Annotated in this window: 13 protein-coding genes; 10 read left to right on the plus strand and 3 right to left on the minus strand. The window is 34.0% G+C overall.

Annotated elements, in window-relative coordinates:
- Position 1: 1 nt before the first annotated feature.
- The 10 genes from panD to AC2H4K_RS09040 all read left to right on the plus strand — a co-directional run bounded on the left by panD (position 2) and on the right by AC2H4K_RS09040 (position 16,983).
- On the plus strand, positions 2-352 hold the full coding sequence (panD, locus tag AC2H4K_RS08995; protein ID WP_281139235.1) for an aspartate 1-decarboxylase: 351 nt from the start codon (positions 2-4) through the stop codon (positions 350-352).
- A gap of 37 nt (positions 353-389) precedes the next feature.
- Positions 390-1,316 carry a lysylphosphatidylglycerol synthase transmembrane domain-containing protein gene (locus AC2H4K_RS09000; protein WP_281139234.1) on the plus strand — a complete coding sequence of 309 codons (927 nt, stop codon included), beginning with the start codon at positions 390-392 and terminating at the stop codon, positions 1,314-1,316.
- 43 nt (positions 1,317-1,359) lie between these two features.
- Positions 1,360-2,508: an alpha/beta hydrolase gene (locus tag AC2H4K_RS09005; RefSeq protein WP_281139233.1), complete on the plus strand. Its 1,149-nt coding sequence runs from the start codon at positions 1,360-1,362 to the stop codon at positions 2,506-2,508.
- Between the two features lie 76 nt (positions 2,509-2,584).
- Positions 2,585-3,784: an alpha/beta hydrolase gene (locus tag AC2H4K_RS09010; RefSeq protein WP_281139232.1), complete on the plus strand. Its 1,200-nt coding sequence runs from the start codon at positions 2,585-2,587 to the stop codon at positions 3,782-3,784.
- Between the two features lie 195 nt (positions 3,785-3,979).
- Positions 3,980-5,338 (plus strand): DNA repair protein RadA, encoded by a 1,359-nt coding sequence (gene radA / locus AC2H4K_RS09015; RefSeq protein WP_281139231.1) that lies wholly within the window; start codon positions 3,980-3,982, stop codon positions 5,336-5,338.
- A gap of 213 nt (positions 5,339-5,551) precedes the next feature.
- Positions 5,552-11,665, plus strand: coding sequence for a DUF8693 domain-containing protein (locus AC2H4K_RS09020; RefSeq protein WP_281139230.1), 6,114 nt, complete (start codon positions 5,552-5,554; stop codon positions 11,663-11,665).
- Between the two features lie 131 nt (positions 11,666-11,796).
- A complete protein-coding gene (gene ileS, locus AC2H4K_RS09025) occupies positions 11,797-15,201 on the plus strand; it encodes an isoleucine--tRNA ligase (protein ID WP_493742339.1) in 3,405 nt (1,134 codons plus the stop codon).
- A gap of 4 nt (positions 15,202-15,205) precedes the next feature.
- A complete protein-coding gene (locus AC2H4K_RS09030; RefSeq protein WP_493742340.1) occupies positions 15,206-15,589 on the plus strand; it encodes a TraR/DksA family transcriptional regulator in 384 nt (127 codons plus the stop codon).
- Positions 15,590-15,666: 77 nt separating this feature from the next.
- Positions 15,667-16,287 carry a DUF4097 family beta strand repeat-containing protein gene (locus AC2H4K_RS09035; RefSeq protein ID WP_493742341.1) on the plus strand — a complete coding sequence of 207 codons (621 nt, stop codon included), beginning with the start codon at positions 15,667-15,669 and terminating at the stop codon, positions 16,285-16,287.
- Positions 16,288-16,314: 27 nt separating this feature from the next.
- Positions 16,315-16,983: a lipoprotein signal peptidase gene (locus AC2H4K_RS09040; protein WP_493742342.1), complete on the plus strand. Its 669-nt coding sequence runs from the start codon at positions 16,315-16,317 to the stop codon at positions 16,981-16,983.
- Here the strand turns inward: AC2H4K_RS09040 and AC2H4K_RS09045 are convergent.
- The 3 genes from AC2H4K_RS09045 to rimK are packed head-to-tail and all read right to left on the minus strand — an operon-like array spanning position 16,937 to position 19,341.
- Positions 16,937-17,500 (minus strand): 5-formyltetrahydrofolate cyclo-ligase, encoded by a 564-nt coding sequence (locus tag AC2H4K_RS09045; RefSeq protein WP_493742343.1) that lies wholly within the window; start codon positions 17,498-17,500, stop codon positions 16,937-16,939. The two genes, AC2H4K_RS09040 and AC2H4K_RS09045, sit on opposite strands and share 47 nt — an antisense overlap.
- On the minus strand, positions 17,497-18,465 hold the full coding sequence (locus AC2H4K_RS09050; protein ID WP_493742344.1) for a succinylglutamate desuccinylase/aspartoacylase family protein: 969 nt from the start codon (positions 18,463-18,465) through the stop codon (positions 17,497-17,499). Before AC2H4K_RS09050 ends, AC2H4K_RS09045 begins: the two co-directional genes overlap by 4 nt.
- A complete protein-coding gene (gene rimK / locus AC2H4K_RS09055) occupies positions 18,466-19,341 on the minus strand; it encodes a 30S ribosomal protein S6--L-glutamate ligase (RefSeq protein ID WP_493742345.1) in 876 nt (291 codons plus the stop codon).
- Positions 19,342-19,343: the final 2 nt, after the last annotated feature.

Consider the following 19,343-nt stretch of genomic DNA (forward strand, 5'->3'; position numbering starts at 1 on the left):
CATGCAAATTCAAGTAGTAAAATCAAAGATTCATCGTGTAAAGTGTACAGGAGCAGACCTTAACTATATAGGCAGTATTACTATTGATGAAGATCTTATGGACGCTGCAAATATCATTCAGGGTGAAAAAGTTCAGATTGTAAATAATAACAATGGTGAACGTTTAGAAACCTATTGTATACCTGGTCCACGAAACAGTGGTGAAATAACCTTAAATGGTGCGGCAGCTAGAAAAGTAGCAGTGGGTGATGTTTTAATTCTTATCACTTATGCTTTTATGGATATTGAAGAAGCTAAAACTTTTAAGCCTTCTTTAGTTTTTCCAGACGAATCAAACAACCTTCTAAAATAAAATATTGAGTCGGGCGAAATCAATCCTAAAAATAGCATTGCCTTTAATTTTAGGTATTGCTTTGGTCTGGTATTCTTTATCAAAAATTACGTTATCTACATTAATTCAGTATTTTAAATTAGCTGATTATAAATGGATAGGTATCGGAATTGTGTTTGGTATACTTAGTCATCTTTCAAGAGCTTATAGGTGGCTATACATGGCAGAGCCTTTAGGTTATAAACCCAAGTTGCCTAATAGTATTATGGCTGTGTATTCGGCATACCTTATCAATTTCACTATTCCCAGAGCAGGTGAGATCGCTAGAGCTACAATTTTAAGTAATTATGAAAATATACCTTTTCAAAAAGGTTTTGGTACTATTGTGGCCGAACGTGTAGCTGATGCCATAATGCTAATGCTTATAGTTGCTTTAGCCTTCTTTTTAGAGTTCGAATTCATATATAATTTTTTTATAGACAAATTCAATATACCGACTCTGATTATCGGAGGTATTATACTCTTAGCTTTGGGTTTTGGTCTATTATTATTTATAAAAAAGAGTGAATCTGCAATAGCAATAAAGATTAAAGACTTTGTGTCAGGTTTGGTTGAGGGTGCCATGAGTATTTTTAAAATGAAAAGAAAATGGGCTTTTATTTTTCATACACTGTTCATTTGGATTATGTATGTTTTAATGTTCTATGTAACTACTTTTGCACTGCCAGAACTTCAGAATATTTCTATACAAGCTGTTTTAATCGGGTTCATTTTAGCAAGTTTCAGTATCGCAGCAACTAATGGAGGTATAGGTTCTTTTCCCGAAGCAGTTGTTATTGCCTTTGCAATATTTGGTATTGCAGAAGAACCTAGTAGAGCTTATGGTTGGATAATGTGGTCGTCCCAAACACTAACAATAATTATTATTGGTGGTCTATCATTAATTTTTCTTCCTATCTATAACAGAAAGAAAGCGACGTTATAGAAATATTTTTTAACTTGCTTTAATTAATCAGTTGACCATCAATATGAAGAATTTATACACGCTTTTTATCTTTTGTTTTGTTGCTTTGGGGCTTGAAGCTCAGACAATTTATAAAACAATAAATTCTAATAAGCTTGGCGGTGATCGTGAGCTTAAAATTCAACTTCCAAGAAACTACAATCCAGAAAGTGAACGAAAGTATCCTTTAATTGTGGTTTTAGATGGTGACTATTTATTTGAGCCAGTAGGTGGAAACATAGATTACCAAGCTTATTGGGGTGATATTCCTGATTGTATAGTTGTTGGTGTCAATCAAAATGATACTAGGAATGAAGATTTTTATTACAGTGATGATAATTATTTTCCTAAAGATACAGGCGCAAATTTTTATGAATTTATTGCTGCAGAGTTAATACCGTATGTTGAAGACAACTATCAAGCTTCAAGTTTCCGTGTGATATTTGGGCACGATCTTAGCGCAAATTTTATAAATTATTACCTCTTTAAAGATAATCCTTTATTTAGAGCATATGTAGCGCTTAGTCCAGATTTTGCTCCCGAAATGGTAAGTAGGTTGCAACAAAGATTATCAATTTTAAAAGAAGAAACGTTTTACTATATGGCAACTGCAGATGCTGATGTAAAGGATTTAAGATCCTCTATAGTTGAAGCAGACTCTCTTTTTAAAGGTGTTGAAAACAAAAACTTACATTATAAGTTTGAGGAGTTTCAAGATGGTAATCATTATTCTTTAGTTGGGAGAGGTATTCCTAAATCTTTAAATGAAATTTTTGAACTTTATAAACCTATAGATCGTAAAGAATATGATGAAGAAATTCTTACTTATGAAGGCTCACCTTACGATTACTTAATTACTAAATATGAGAAGATTGAGCGTTTTTATGGTTTTGAGAAAGAGTTGATAGAAAATGATATAAGAGCTATTTCAACAGCCTGTTTAAAGAAAGATGATTTAGATGCATTGGAAAATTTATCAAAATTAATCAATAAAGAATTTCCCGATTCAATGTTAAGCGCATACTATTCAGGTATGTACTATGAAAAAATTGGAAATTCAAAAAAGGCTTTGTTAAGATATAAAGCAGGTCTACTTTTACAGCCTTCACAATACATAGACAAAGAATTAATGCTTGAAAAAGTTTACGATTTGCAAGAAGGAATGAACGACTAAATGCATTTCGTCGAAAAAAATATATAATTTAACGATATTTTAGTATGTTTGGAATCCCAAACCAAACCTACTAGTTATGAGAAAAACTATTATTATAGTTGTTGCTTGTCTCGTTTACTGTACATCTTTTTCCCAAACGATTTACAAAGAGTTTTCTTCAGAAAGGTTAAGTGCAACTAGAAAGTTAAAGATAAAACTTCCAAAGAATTACGATCCAGAGTCTGATTTAAAGTATCCTTTAATAGTAGTTTTTGATGCTGATTACTTATTTGAACCAGTAGCAGGTCAAGTCGATTTTCAAACTTATTTTGATGATATGCCAGGTTCAATTGTCGTTGGTATAATTCAGGGAGAAGAACGTACCTACGATTCTTACTACGACGAAACAACAGGTTTGCCAACAGATTCAGGTTATAGATTTCATCAGTTTGTTTTAAATGAGCTGATTCCTTATATGGATAGAAATTATAACACTAGTAAATTTAGAGTTGCTGTTGGGCATGATGTTATGGGAAATTTTATTAATTCTTATTTGCTTAAAGAAGTGCCAGATTTTCAGGCATACGTATGTATAAGTCCAGATTTTTTGGGTTCTATAAATAGTTATATCTCCCAATATTTAGAATCTACTAAAAAAGAGATTTTTTATTATATGGCAACATCAGATAAGGATATACCTTTTTTGAGGAAAAATATTCTTAATACTCACAATAAAATTGAAAGTATAGAAAATCCTAACGTGATGTATTATTTTGATGATTTTGAGAGTGAGAACCATTATACGTTGGTTAATGGAGCTATTGCAAAGTCATTTGATAAAATTTTCGAATTATACAATCCGCTTAGAGAAAAAGAGTTAGAGGAAAAAGTATTACCGTACGAAGGGACTTTAGATAATTACTTGGTTGATAGGTACGATAGAATTGAAGAACTCTTCGGAATTACAAAAGACATAAGTGAGAAAGAGTTGGAGAAAGTGGCGCAAGTTGCAGAACAACGTGAAGATTATGAGTCTTTAGAAAAGCTAGGGAAATTAGCAAATAAACTTTTTCCAGAAACTTTATTAGGCACGTATTATCAAGCTAAATCTTTTGAAAAGTTGGGTAAAACTAAAAAAGCAAAAAAGCTTTACGAGTCAGCTTTAATTTTAGAAGATGCCACTAATATAAATAAGGAATATATTTCTGCTAAACTTAAGGAGTTAGTTACGGTAGCAGAGGTAGAAACTGAAGATATTCAAGAAGAATTAGGAGAGGTTGAGAATGGCGAGAATTAAAAGAAAACTGTCAACAGATTACTTTTTTGAGGCAATTTTCAAGAAAGTAAAGCACTATTTGATGTCTAATGATATCTCGTTTAGAAAAGTTGCCTTAAGAGTTGTACTTCTGGTAAGTTGGCTTAAGGACGTCAGCTAAAATTATCTTAATTTAGCCATATAAAAAACTTAAAGGTTTCTATAGATATCTAAATTATGGCTAAGGTAAAAACAACTTTTTTTTGTCAAAACTGTGGTGCTCAATATGCTAAATGGCAAGGACAGTGTACATCTTGTAAAGAATGGAATACCATTGCAGAAGAGGTTATTCAAAAGCCAGAAAAAAGTAGTTGGAAAACACAAAGTTCAACTTCAAAGCGTGTTTCAAAGCCTTTAAAAATTAATGAAATTGACACATCTCAAGAAGCGCGTCTTAATATGCAAGACGAAGAGCTCAATCGTGTGTTAGGGGGTGGTATGGTTAATGGATCACTAACTCTATTAGGTGGTGAACCAGGTATAGGGAAGAGTACCTTGTTACTTCAAATAGCTTTAAAGTTACCTTATAAAACACTATATGTTTCAGGTGAAGAAAGCCAAAAGCAAATAAAGATGCGTGCTCAACGTATCAATCCAAATGGTGAAAACTGCTATATTCTTACAGAGACCAAAACCCAAAATATCTTCAAGCAAATTGAAAGTGTAGAGCCAGATATCGTTATAATAGATTCTATTCAAACTTTACATAGCGATTATATTGAATCTTCTGCAGGAAGTATATCACAAATTAAAGAGTGTACAACTGAGCTTATAAAGTTTGCAAAAGAAACTTCTACACCTGTTCTTCTAATTGGTCACATTACTAAAGATGGTCACATAGCTGGTCCAAAAATTCTAGAACATATGGTAGATACGGTACTTCAGTTTGAAGGAGATCGGAACCATGTTTTCAGAATTCTAAGAGCAAATAAAAATCGTTTTGGATCTACTAATGAGTTAGGTATCTATGAAATGCAAGGATCCGGATTAAGAGAAGTCTCTAATCCTTCTGAAATTTTAATATCAGAAAAGGATGGTGAACTCTCAGGAAATGCTATTGCAGCTACTATTGAAGGTATGCGTCCACTAATGATTGAAGTACAGGCTTTAGTAAGTACAGCGGTTTACGGCACTCCTCAGCGTTCTGCGACTGGTTTTAATGCAAAGCGATTAAATATGTTATTGGCCGTTTTAGAGAAAAGAGCAGGATTTCGTTTAGGTGCTAAAGATGTCTTTTTAAATATAACAGGTGGAATAACTGTCGATGATCCAGCTATTGATTTAGCGGTAGTTGCGGCTATTTTATCTTCAAATGAAGATGTTGATTTACCAAGAGACTATTGTTTTGCTGCTGAAGTTGGTTTATCTGGTGAAATAAGACCAGTGCAACGTGTTGAACAAAGGATATTAGAGGCAGAAAAGCTAGGCTTCTCTACTATATTTGTTTCTAAGTATAATAAAATCAGTTTGTTAAAGTCGAATATAAAGATTCAATTAATATCAAGAATAGAAGATTTAACAAGTTTTATTATATGATTTTAAGATTATTTTACGATTTATTTTCTTACAATTATCACTCTTTGTCGGATTAAATTATCACTTTATCGATAAAAAATGATGTTTTTATTAGATTATTAGATTATTTATTCATATAATTGCTTCGTTATTAAAAAACAGTTTTAATTTTTGTTGATTTAAAGGACGGTTCTGCCCCTCAAAGTTTTGTCCTTGACGCTATTATCTTAACCTATGAAAACTTCAAAAACGCTTTTAGTTCGTTTCTTGCTTTTATTTTGTGCTTTGTCTTTTTTAGACTTAAATGCTCAATATTGTACACCAGCTAATATTAATAGCTTTAATACCAATTATATATCTAAAGTTTCTTTAGGAAGTATTAATCAAGGTAGTGGAGGACCCACAGGGTCTTATACCTATCAGTCTGGTGTTGCGCCTACAGATATAACTGCTGGTCAAACTCTTACGGGAAGTGTAAGGGTTAGAATAGATGGTTGGAATACAAATGCTAACACAGTTGTGGTTTGGTTAAATTTTAACAAAGACGATGATGATGATTTTGAGGATAGTGGCGAACGTTTTTTATTTACTTTCCAAGATAATAATAACAGTGGTGGTAAGAAAAATGTAACCGTTCCTATAAGTATTCCGATACCCTCAACTGTTCAAAACGGGTTATCAAGAATGCGTATTGGTATGAGGACTGGTACTAGTACATCATTTACCTCATGTGATTATGATTGGCAGGCTGGCGAAGTAGAAGATTATGATGTGAATTTTGTTGGTGGTTCAGGAGTTGGCTCACCTACTGATCCAGTACCTGTATTTTGTGACCCAATAAACATCAATAACTATAACACCCTTTACATTTCAAATGTTTCAATAGCTGGAATAGATAACAGCAGCTCAGGAACTACAGGTGGATTTACGTATTATTCTGGTGTTACTGCTGGTAATGTTCCTGTAGGAGAAACTTTAACAGGAAATATAACTGTAAGGTTAAACGGCTGGAATACCAATCAAAATACAGTAGCTATTTGGTTGAATTTTAATGAGAATTCTGATGATGATTTTGATGATACAGGGGAACAATTTTTATTTACATTTCAAGATAACAATAATGTCAGTGGAATAAAAACAGTAACTGTTCCTGTTAGTATTCCAATACCAGGTACAGCTGACGAAGCCTTATCGAAAATACGTATTGGAGTTAGAGATACAACTGAAACCGATTTTTCGGCCTGTGATTATAACTACAATACTGGTGAAGTAGAGGATTATCTTATCAATATTGGTGAGGGAATTCCTGATAGCACAGACTTGGATAGTGATAATGATGGAATCCTAGATGTAGATGAAGGAGCTGCATGTAATGAGATTACGCAAAGTCTGTCTTATGAGTTTTATGATATTAATGTTTCGCCAAGTGTAGATAATATTCCAACAACGGGAGCTACATCAACAGGAAGTGTATCTGAGATAGATGTAGATGCACTTTGGTCTACAATTACACCTGGTGATCATGAAAATTTTGCAATCAGATATAGTGGTTTTATTACTATTAATACAGAAGAAACATATACTTTTTATACCAGTTCTGATGATGGTTCAAAGTTATTTATAAATGGTAATCTGGTTGTTGATAATGATGGAAATCATTCTATGCAAGAGATATCAGGAAATATTGCGTTATCTCCAGGTGTATACCCAATAGAAATATTATTTTATGAAAGAACAGGAGATGAAGGCTTAACAGCTTCATACTCAACTTCAACTATTTCTAAAACATTAATTCCTTTTACTATGTTGTCGGAAATCAACTGTATGGATATAGATAATGATGGAATTCCAAACTACTTAGATTTAGATTCGGACAACGATGGTATTTACGATATCGATGAAGCTGGTAATGGAAGTTTAGATACTAACAATGATGGAATGATTGATAATAACGATGCTTCATATAATGATAATAATAATAACGGAGTAGACGATACAGCAGAAGCTACTTCACCTATTGATACTTCTGGGGATGGTATATTTGACTTTTTAAATATAGATAGTGATGGTGACGGCTGTAATGATGTAATAGAAGCTGGTCATTTAGATAGTAATTCAGACGGACAGGTAGATGGTACAGGAGTTGATGCTAATGGTCTAGTTGCTGGTGCTTCAACATCTTATACAGGTACAAATGCCAACGTCACTACAGCAGTAGAAGTTACTGTAAATGCTACAGGTTTAGGGGATCAATTAGTTGCAATTGGTGCAGGTACAAGTTTTACTATAACAAGTGCAATAGCAAAAAGTACAACGACATTTACCACAGATGGTGAACCAGATTATTCAAGTAACTATACAGATGTAAGTGCAGGTTTGAGTTACCAATGGCAATTAAATGGCACAAACCTAGTAAATGGTGGTGTTTATACTGGTGTTACATCTGCTAGTTTAAATATTTCGGATGTTACTGGATTGGATGGTAGTGCTTATACTTTAGTAGTAACACATGTTGATAATTCATGTATTCAAATTGAAAACAGCGCTACCCTATATTTAGATTCCGATACGGATGGTGATGGCGTTGGAGATTCTACAGATTTAGATATTGATAATGATGGCATATTAAATGTAGATGAAGGTGCTGGGTGTAATCAAGTTACCCAAAGTCTATCATATGAGTTTTACGATATGAATGTTATGCCAAGTGTAGACAATATTCCAACTTCAGGTGCCACAGCAACAGGTAGTATATCTGAATTCGACGTCGACGCACTTTGGCAGATGATAACACCTGGAGACGATAATACTTTTGCCATTAGATATACTGGATTTATTAAAATAAATACAACAGAGACGTATACGTTTTACACTACTTCTGATGATGGTTCAAAATTGTTTATTAATGGAGAAGAAGTAGTTGACAATGATGGAGAACATTCATCACAAGAAAGGTTTGGAACTATTGATTTAACTCCGGGTTATCATTCAATCACTATACTGTTTTATGAGAATGGTGGTTATGAATCTTTAAGTGTGTCATATTCTAGCTCAACTATTTCTAAAACATTACTTCCTTTTTCTATATTGACGGAATACAATTGTACAGATACAGATAATGATGGCGTAGCAGATATTTATGATTTAGACAACGATAATGATGGTATTCCGAATGTGGTTGAATTAGGTTTGATTGATGATAATTTAGACGGAACCGTATATGGTGATTCTACAAACCCTTGGGTCGATGCCAATGGAAATGGAGTACATGACGCCTACGAAAGTGTTGTGCCTATTGATACAGATGGAGATGGTGTGCCAGATTATTTAGATTTAGATAGTGACAACGACGGTATTTTTGATAGTGTTGAGTATGATGGGTATGGTGACATAGATATTACCGGAAATGGTGTTGGTGATGGTCAAGACTATGAAGACGGATTAAGTGGTACAGCAGGTAATAATCAAGATGGTGATGGAATTTTACCTTTATTAGATGATTATGATGGCCATGGAACATTAAGTTATACACTTCCTGTTGACACAGATGGTGATGGTATACCAGATTACTTGGATTTATTTAGTAATGATTCAACAAATGATATTGCTAATGGAAGTGATATTGGTAACACAATTTACGCACATCTAGATACTAATAACGATGGAGTGATTACTGGATCTGCAGACACAGATGGTGATGGTATAGTAGACGAATTTGATACAGATAATTCTGTTTTTGGATCGCCTAGAGATTTAGTTAATGGCTCTTACAGTATACTTTTTGATGGGAGGAATGATTATATAGAAGAACCTTCAAATGTTATCGAAGGGTTATCTAAGGTAACAATGATGGCTTGGGTTAAAATAGATGCTGATTTTGACTCAACTGGAGCAATTATGGGACAGGAAAATTCATGGGTAAGAATTAGTTCAGGCGGGAGAGTTAGATTTTATGATAGCAATAGTACATTTATACAAGCTCCAAGTTCTACAAACTTAGAATATAATAAATGGGCACACATAGCTGTGGTTTATAATGGTACAGCTTCTGAAGAAACATCGAAAATATATATTAATGGAGAAGAAGTAGCCTCGGGAGATACAGCATCAGGAAGTATTCCTTTTTCATCTGACCCAAAATTTAGAATAGGAAGAAAGCCATTTGATTCAGGCTCTGAACTTTATTTCAAAGGAGAAATAGATGAGGTAAGAGTATTCAATACCAATTTATCTGAAGAGGAAATACAAAGGATTGTATATCAGGAATTAGATGAGAATGAAAATTTCAACCAAGGAAAAATAATACCTAAAGAGATTTCTGAGAATAATATTGGAAATAACTTGATTAGATATTACAAGATGGATTCATTTAAAAATGATATTCTTGATAATAAAGTAACATCATCAATAGACGAAACCGCAGGTGCTACGATTTATAATGTAAAAAATCTACGTTTTCAAACAGCACCTTTACCATATAGATCTATCCAAGATGGTAATTGGACTTCAGAGAGTACTTGGGAACATGGTGATGTATGGGATATCAATGATATTAACAACAATAAATATTGGAATATCGTCGAAATAGATAATGAAGTTTCTTTATCAGAGTCATATTCTAGTACAGGATTATTAATTGATTCCAACGGTACCTTGAATGTTGAAGATGGTAACGTAATAAATAATTCTTGGTACATAAAATTAGATGGTACCATAGACTTAAAAGGAGACTCACAGTTAGTTCAAGGAAGTAAAAGTGATTTGGTTACCTCGGCAACGGGTAAATTAAAGCGCAGACAAGAAGGTTCTTCAAGTTTTTACTGGTATAACTATTGGGCTTCACCTGTAGGTTCTGTAGGTGCTACAAGTCTTACGGATAACAATTCATCTGTAAACAACTCTAATAATTCAACGTTCAGTTTAAACATGTTGAAAAAGAACGATGGCTCTAGTTTTGAATTTACCAATTCATACAATCAAGCAGGAAAAATAAGTAGATACTGGTTATATAACTACATGAACGGAGTTACCTACTATGACTGGCAGTCTATAGATGAAAACGATCCAATTAGTGCAGGAATAGGGTATTCTCAAAAAGGTACAGGAGTTTCTGGATCAGAACAACAATATCTTTTTGAAGGAAAACCTAATAACGGAACTATACTTGTCAATGTTAGTGATGTTGGCGGAAGTGGTTCTGTGCCAGCAGTATCACAAACGCAATACCTTTTAGGAAACCCATATCCTTCAGCATTAGATTTACATGAGTTTATTGATGATAATGTAGGTATAATTGAAGGAACTGTTTACTTATGGCAACAGTGGAGTGGAAGTTCTCATGCACTGAATGATGCCAATGGTGGTTACGCTCAAGTTAATAAACTTGGTTCGGTAAGAGCATATCAATTTGTTGGTATCGAAGGAGCAAATAATGGTAGCCAAGATGGTACAAAAACACCTTCAAAATATATACCAGTAGGGCAAGGCTTTATGGTAGAAATTATTTCAGATGGTAACATTATCTTCCAAAATAGCCAAAGAGTATTTATTAAAGAAAGTGATGCTGATGGATCATATAATAACGGTTCTGTATTTTTTAGAGGAGCTAATTCTGGCTATGCAAAATCATTGGATTCTGAGGAAACAGAAGATAATATCATGAGAAAAATCCGTTTAGAGTTCAATTCTGTAAATGGTCCAGCAGCCAAAAGAGAGTTGTTATTAGGATTCAGTAATACAACTTCAGACGATTTTGATTATGGATACGATGCAAAAAACACTAATGGTTACACGGATGATCTATTTTCAACCTTAAATGGTGAGCCAATGACTATGCAAGCCTTTGGTGAAATAACAAATGATAAGGTTGTACCGTTGATTTTAAAATCATCTGGAAATTACAACTACACAATCAAACTCACAGAGATAGAAAACGTAGATGATAGTCAAGACATTTTTATAAAAGATAACTTAACAAATGAATATTATGATCTAAGGAGTGAGCAACCTTTTGAGTTTGCTACAGAAACCGGTGAGTTTGCAAATCGTTTTGAGATTGTTTTTCAAGATGATTCAAGCACCTTGTCTCAAATAGATCAAGACATAGAATCTATCAACTTTTATTATGCAAATGCAAGACAAAGACTTGTGATTCTGAATCCTAATTACGAAAAGATAAAAGGAGTTAATGTTGTTGATATGCTAGGCAAAACTGTCAATTCAATTTCATACGAGTTTAATAGCTCTTACAATGAGTTTAGTTTATCAAACTTAAGTACAGGAGTATATATAGTGCAAGTAGTTACAGAAGGTAACGGTTCTGTAAGTAAGAAGATTATAGTAGAATAATCTAGTTAGTTTAGTTAAGTACAAGGTCGTTTCCAAAACTATGGGAACGGCCTTTTGTTTTTACAGCAGTTGCGATATAGAATTTCACCAAAAATTCTGTAATTTCGCACCTCGAAAAGAAACCATGAATAATGAGTACAAAGTTTCCTGAATATAAAGGACTTAACTTACCAAAAGTTGCAGAAGAGATAAGCAACTATTGGGAGGCTGAAAATATCTTTGAAAAAAGTGTAACTACACGTGAAGGCAAAGAACCTTTTGTGTTTTTTGAAGGACCACCTTCTGCAAACGGTTTACCTGGTGTACACCACGTCTTGGCACGTGCCATAAAAGACATCTTTCCTCGTTACAAAACCATGAAAGGTTTCCAAGTAAAGCGTAAAGCAGGTTGGGATACACACGGTTTACCAGTAGAGCTTGGTGTTGAAAAAGAATTAGGTATTACCAAAGAAGATATTGGTGCAAAAATTACGGTTGAAGAGTATAACGAGGCTTGTAAAAAAGCCGTAATGCGTTATACTGATATCTGGAACGACCTTACCAAAAAAATGGGGTATTGGGTAGATATGGACGATCCGTACATTACCTATAAATCCAAATACATGGAGAGCGTTTGGTGGTTGCTAAAGCAGATCTATGACAAGAATTTGCTTTACAAAGGCTATACCATCCAGCCATATTCGCCAAAAGCAGGTACAGGTTTAAGTTCGCACGAGCTAAATCAACCAGGAACTTACCAAGATGTTACAGACACAACGATTGTAGCGCAGTTTAAAGCCATAGCAGAAACGTTACCAGATTTCCTTCAAGATGAAGGAGATATTCATTTCTTAGCTTGGACAACCACACCTTGGACCTTACCAAGTAACACAGCATTAACGGTCGGACCAAAGATTGATTATGTTTTAGTTGAAACGTATAACCAATATACATTCAAACCAATGAATGTGGTATTGGCAAAAAGCCTTGTTGGTAAACAGTTTGATGGAAAATACAAGCAAGTAGAAACTAAGCCAGAACTTATTGAATTCAAGGAAGGCGATAAAAAGATTCCGTTCTATGTCGTTAAAGAATTCAAAGGAAAAGATTTAGTTGGTATCAAGTACGAACAACTGCTAGATTATGCGTTGCCAAACGATAATCCTGAAAATGCTTTTAGAGTTATTTCTGGAGATTTCGTTACTACTGAGGATGGTACAGGTATCGTACACACAGCGCCAACCTTTGGTGCAGATGATGCCTTGGTGGCAAAACAAGCGACACCAGAAATTCCGCCAATGTTGGTAAAGGATGATAATGGTAATTTAGTACCACTTGTAGACTTACAAGGTCGCTTTAGACCAGAAATGGGCGAGTTTGCAGGTAAGTACGTAAAGAACGAATATTACAATGAAGGCGAAGCACCAGAGAAATCTGTAGATGTAGAACTTGCCATTAAATTGAAGATAGAAAACAAAGCCTTTAAGGTTGAAAAATATAAGCACAGCTACCCAAATTGTTGGCGAACAGATAAACCAATTCTATACTATCCGTTAGATTCTTGGTTCATCAAAGTCACTGATGTAAAAGGTAGAATGCACGAGTTAAATACCACAATTAACTGGAAACCTAAATCAACAGGTGAAGGTCGTTTTGGTAATTGGTTGGCTAATGCTAACGATTGGAACTTATCTCGTTCACGTTTTTGGGGAATTCCATTACCAATTTGGAGAACGGAAGATGGTAAAGAACAGTTATGCATAGGTTCTGTTGAAGAGTTAAAAAGTGAAATAGCAAAAGCTGTTGAAGCGGGAGTAATGTCTGAAGATATTTTTGCAGACTTTGAAGTCGGTAATATGTCTGAAGCCAATTACGAAAAAATAGATCTTCATAAAAATGTAGTAGACAAAATCGTTTTAGTATCGCCTTCAGGAAAACCGATGAAGCGCGAAAGCGATTTAATAGATGTTTGGTTCGATTCTGGTTCTATGCCTTATGCACAATGGCATTACCCTTTTGAGAATAAGAATCTCATAGATAATAAAGAAGCTTATCCAGCAGATTTTATTGCAGAAGGTGTGGATCAAACACGTGGTTGGTTCTATACATTGCATGCTATCGGAACAATGGTTTTTGATTCTGTGGCATACAAAAATGTAGTGTCTAACGGATTGGTTTTAGATAAGAATGGTCAGAAAATGTCTAAGCGTTTAGGTAATGCTGTAGATCCATTTGAAACTTTGGCCAATCACGGAGCCGATGCAACGCGTTGGTACATGATAAGCAATGCCAACCCTTGGGACAACTTAAAGTTTGATATTGAAGGTGTAGAGGAAGTAAAACGTAAGTTCTTCGGAACGCTTTACAATACCTATTCATTCTTCAGTTTATATACCAATTTAGATGGTTTTAAATACGAAGAAGCAGATATTCCTCTAAATGAACGACCAGAATTAGACCGCTGGATTTTATCTGAATTAAATACTTTGATTCAAAAAGTAGACGAATATTATGCCGATTATGAGCCTACAAAGGCAGCAAGAGCAATTTCGGACTTTACACAAGATTATCTAAGTAACTGGTATGTGCGTTTAAGTAGAAGACGTTTCTGGAAAGGTGATTACCAAGCGGATAAAATTTCGGCATACCAAACGCTTTATACGTGTATGGAAACCATCGCTAAGCTTGGCGCACCAATTGCACCATTCTTTATGGATCGTTTATATTTAGATCTTAATGCAGTAACACAAAAAGAAGGTTTTGAAAGTGTACATTTAGCTGAATTTCCTAAAGTAGATGAGAGTGCGATTGATAAAGTGCTTGAACGAAAAATGGAGAATGCACAGACAATATCTTCATTAGTTTTATCGTTGAGAGCTAAAGAGAAAATCAAAGTTCGTCAACCACTTGAAAAAATCATGATTCCTATTGATAATCAACAACAAAAGGAAGAAATAAAAGCTGTAGAAGATTTAATAAAGCATGAAGTTAATATCAAAAATATTGAGCTTTTAGAAGATGCTTCAGACATTTTAGTTAAGCAAATAAAACCGAATTTTAAGGTGTTAGGACCTCGATTTGGAAAGGATATGAAATTGATTGCTAACGCGATAAATGCTTTTTCTGCTGATGATATCAAAAAAATTGAACAAAATGGCAGTTTAGATGTTGAAGTTAATGGAAAAAACATTAATTTGGGACTTGATGATGTTGAGATTATGTCTCAAGATATTGAAGGATGGCTAGTTGCAAATGAAGGTGCCCTAACCGTAGCTTTAGATGTTACAATTAGTGATGAATTGCGTAAAGAAGGTATTGCACGTGAGCTCGTAAACCGCATACAGAATTTACGTAAAGATTCAGGTTTTGAAGTTACAGACAGAATTGATGTAAAACTTCAAAAAGATGCCCAAATCGAAGCGGCTATTTCTTCAAATGAGACCTACATTAAATCTGAGACATTGACTGAGGAATTAGAAATTATTGAAAACCTAGACAATGGTATAGAGATTGCTTTTGATGATGTAAATACCAAATTGTTTATTCAAAAACATTAAAATTATGGCAACAGACACAAAAAATAGATATTCAGATAAGGATTTAGAAGAATTCAGAGTTTTAATTCAAGAAAAAATTGATAAAGCTGAGCACGATTTAGAATTGATAAAAAGTGCTTATATGAATGATCACAACAATGGTACAGATGATACGTCACCAACATTCAAAGCTTTTGAAGAAGGAAGTGAAACAATGAGTAAAGAAGCAAATTCTGCTTTAGCAATCCGTCAAGAAAAGTTTATTCGTGACTTAAAGAATGCTATCATTCGTATCGAGAATAAAACTTATGGTGTTTGTCGTGTAACGGGTAAATTAATCAATAAAGAACGATTAAAATTAGTACCACACGCAACCCTTAGTATTGAAGCTAAGAATATGCAGAAGTAACAAATTCCTGCGAAAGCAGGAATCTTATGATAAGCATTGAAAAACATATATACAGACCTCGCAAGTTTCAAGACCTTATGAGGTCTTTTTGTTTTATACTATTTTTTGTGCTTTCTTTTTGGGCTAATTCCCAAAGCGTTCTAGTAAAAGAAATAGATGCGGATAACCTTTCAACTATTATGGTCGATGGTAACCAGATTTTTAATATTTCAGTATGTACATCATCAGTCGATAGGATAAAAATGAAGTCTAGAGTAGATGGTGAATATCAAAATCAATTTCAGATAATTTCTAAACTTCAAAATGATAGTCTTTTTGTGGATTTAGAACAGTTTTCTTTCACTGATATTGCCGATGACAAACGTAATGCCCATAAGATGGTAGCAGTGACTTTAGAGCTTGAAATTCCAGAATATTTAAACCTAAATATTTTTAGTGATGTGGGTTCAGTAAACTTAAATGGTGATTTTAATTCCATTTTTATTGAATTATCCCAAGGCTATTGTAATGTTAGAGGAAGCACAAAAGAAGCTGTAATAAATACTATTGATGGTAATATTAATGTTAAAACAAATAACTCCCTTATTGAAGCGTCTTCCAATCATGGTGAAGTAAGTATAGATAAATTTAATAATGGTACCTCTATTTGGAAATTACAAAGTATAAATGGTAACATAGCTGTTGCAAAGCTAGAATAATCGTTTACTTTTGTTCAAAAGTCACAGATGTCTCTAAAAAAAGCGTCGTTAATCATTCTTCTTATTCTACTGATAGATCAAATCAGTAAAATTTACATTAAAACACATTTTGTAATCGGTGAAGATGTCACTGTATTTTCATGGTTTAAAATTGCTTTTGTAGAGAATGATGGTATGGCTTGGGGAACTAAACTGAGCGATTTTTTTACTTTCATTTCCGATAAATCAGCAAAACTTATCCTTACTCTTTTTAGAATCTTTGCTGTAACAGGAATTGGGTTTTGGTTAGTAGATGTTGTAAAAAAGAAAAGATCTAAAACTTTAATTTTTGCTATCGCTATTATTTTTGCTGGTGCTTTGGGAAATATTTTAGACTCGGTTTTTTATGGTGTCTTATTTAGTGATAGCCATATGCAAGTAGCTACATTTCTACCAGAAGAAGGCGGTTACGCAGGTGTGTTTTATGGTGATGTTGTAGATATGTTACATTTCCCTATTTGGAGTGGACAATTACCAGAATGGTTGCCTTTTGTTGGTGGAAAAACATTCTCCTTTTTTGATCCTGTTTTTAACATAGCTGATGTTGCCATTAGCACAGGTATTGGGATATTGATTGTTTTTAACAGAAAGGCCTTTAAAGAAGAAGAGACTAAAACTGAAATACCTGATTTGGAGTCACACAATAATCTAGTTTAATATCATTTTCTGAAGTTTCAAAAATATCCTCTTCTACTTCAAAAAATGATAACCCAATTTTAATAGTTTCAGGTTTGCAATTTGCTAAAAATCGATCGTAAAAGCCTTTGCCATAACCAATACGATGCCCTTCTTTATCAAAAGTTAAAAGTGGAATAAAGACAACTTCTAACTGAGAAGATTTTATTTCTATACCATCAACTGGTTCTGGGATATTGTAGTCACTTTTTATAATTTTTGTTCCATCTGTAAGCAAATAATGCGTCATAGAGTAATCTCTAAAATTACTCTTAGAAATTACAATGTTCTTATCCTTTCCAGCTAAAATATTTAAGATATATTCTGTGTTTATCTCCTTTTGTTCTTCAATAGTTAGAAACAAATGATAAAAGGAATAGTTCCAAATATCTAGTTTTAGCAATTGGTTTGCAATGGCTAAACTAAAATCTTCAATTTGATCATTTGAAAGCTCTTGTCTTAGAGCTTTGTATTTTTGGCGTAGGTCTGGTTTTTTCAAGGTTTTAATTTGGTTGAAATATGAAAAATAGCATCACCTTGATAGATAATTGGTGATTCGTTTACATTAAAAATATAACCATTATTAGGCGCTTTTACAAAATGATTAAAGCTGCCATAAGGGTCGGTAATATGACCTAAAACGTCTCCTTTCTTCACTTCAGAATTGATGCTTACCACAGCCTTAAACATTCCAGAATGACTAGCACGAATCCATTTGCTTCCCTGAATTTTTATACAGTTTTTCTTTGGCTTAGAGACGGTGAATTTTCTGTTTAAAATGCCTAAGTGATGAAGGATTCTCTTTATACCATTAACTCCGGTATTGGTAATATTATTATCTATGTTAAAAGATTTTCCACCTTCAAAAAGTAAAATAGGAATACCCATTTTGGAAGAAGCACTTCGGAACGATTTTTTAATATTTTTTGAATAGTAAATAAATGGAGCTCCAAAGATCTGAGCTAACTCGTCGAGTTTAGGATCGTTTTTAACGATACGAATTTGTGGAGCGTTAAAACGACCAGCACCACCTGTGTGGAAATCCAAAATCAAATCTGCATGAGGCACGATTTCGGTAATTAATTTATGAGCCACTCTGCTGGCAAGAGATCCTATTTTGCTACCAGGAAAAACACGGTTGAGATCACGACCATCAGGAAATTCCCTATCCATATGTATAAAGCCAAACACATTAATCACGGGAATACATATTATAGTGCCTTTTTTTGGCTTATTAATGCCTTTGGCAATGATTTGGCGTACAATTTCTACACCATTAACTTCATCACCATGAATACCTGCTGTAATTAAAACTGTTGGTCCTGGTTTTTTTGAGCGTTCGATAATTACAGGGACATCAATAGTATTTTGCGTGTGCAGTTTAGCAACATTAAAGCTTACTTTAGCACTTTGTCCAAGCGCTACTTTTTTACCTAGAATATGTAATATATCCTTATCGCTCATCTATTTTCTATTGCGTTCTATATATGTAATAATAGCTTTGGCAATATTCTTTTTTGTTGCTCCTTCTATGCCTTCTAGGCCAGGTGTAGAGTTAACCTCCATAATTAAAGGGCCTCTTGCCGATTGTAGCATATCTACACCACAAACAGGTAGTTTTAATGCACGAGCAGCCTTAGTAGCTAACTTTAATTCCTCGTCACTAAGCTTTATTAAGTTAGCGCTTCCTCCACGATGAAGGTTGGATCTAAACTCGCCTTCCTTACCTTGACGCTTCATAGCACCAACGACTTGTCCGTCCACTATTAAAGCTCTTAAATCAGCACCTTTGGCTTCTTTAATAAACTCTTGTACCAAAGCTCTTGCTTGTAAACCGTTAAAGGCTTCCAAAACCGATTCGGCAGCATTTTTGGTTTCTGCTAAAACCACACCCAAACCTTGTGTGCCTTCGAGCAGTTTTATAATTACTGGTGGTCCGCCAACATGTTGTAATACTTCCTCAACATCCCTTGAATAATTAGTGAAAACAGTTTTTGGCATCCCAATTCCAGCTTTAGATAAACGCTGGAAACTTCTTAATTTATCTCTTGAACGTAATATAGCATCAGACGATGCGGTTGTAAAAACATTCATCATTTCAAACTGTCTAACAACAGCACAACCAAAGAATGTTACGGACGCTCCAATTCTAGGAATTATGGCATCCACATAATCTAAATACCGGTCTTTATAATAGATGGTAGGTTTTTCTTGTTCTATGATGATATCGCACTTCAAAGGGTCGATAATTTCAACCTCATGACCTCTGTTTTCAGCTTCTTCAATCAAACGAGCTGTAGAATACAAGTGAGGATTACGCGATAAAATGACTATGTTCATTG

The sequence above is a fragment of the Winogradskyella sp. 266wxhm genome (genome assembly GCF_058964685.1).